Here is a 633-nt window from a genome sequence, read left to right as displayed (position 1 = left end):
TTTCTGATCGGGATCCCACTGCGTAGCATCGATCTGGGCGGTTCCAATGCCCACATCGCGGAGGACAACCAGGGCTGAGGTTGGATTGCCAAACCGGCGTGGCTCGGTGCTTCGGGCCTTGGCCAGGAATGCATCCTGTCCGCTGCGTGTGGAGATCTCTATGAAAAAACCACCGCCCTGCCCCTTCAAGGTCACGCTCTTGACCCCGCCTGCACTGGTAGTGGCGCGAAACTGCTCAAGCGTCATGCTGTTCATTTCTATCTCCTGTTGTCACAAATATAGTTGATATTGTGCATGTTTGATAGAATGTTTGCAATGAACTTTCTTCCACTTTCGACATGGCCAGCGAATGCCATGCTTGTCATCGATCTCGAAGCGACTTGCGATGAGGCCGACGCTCTGCAGGCGATGGAGATCATCGAGATCGGTGCTGTCTGGGCCACGCCCGCCGGCGAGATCCTGGACGTCTTTCAGGCCCTCGTGCGGCCAGTAGTGCACCCGAAGCTCACGCCGTTCTGCCGGCGACTCACGGGCATCGAGCAGATCGACGTGGACGGTGCAGAGTTATTTCCCGTCGTGGCCCACCAGTTGGCCGCCTTCGCTCAACGACACCAATCCGACTTGGTCATGACG

The 633-nt window shown here is 57.3% G+C and carries 1 protein-coding gene and 1 pseudogene; one reads left to right on the top strand and one right to left on the bottom strand.

All coding sequences use genetic code 11. The features are described 5' to 3' along the window. Nucleotides 1–255 (bottom strand): annotated as a pseudogene (locus GVL52_RS28135) (hypothetical protein); the annotation flags it as partial. Nucleotides 256–315: 60 nt separating this feature from the next. Between GVL52_RS28135 and GVL52_RS28130 the strand changes: the two are divergent. Further along, nucleotides 316–633: 3'-5' exonuclease (locus GVL52_RS28130; protein WP_200847941.1), on the top strand; the 318-nt coding region annotated here is incomplete at its 3' end.

The sequence above is a fragment of the Rhizobium sp. 18055 genome (genome assembly GCF_902706285.1).
Classification (GTDB): Bacteria; Pseudomonadota; Alphaproteobacteria; order Rhizobiales; family Rhizobiaceae; genus Rhizobium.
The sequence above is the reverse complement of the archived record's forward strand: the minus strand, read 5'-3'. Positions and strand labels throughout refer to the sequence as shown.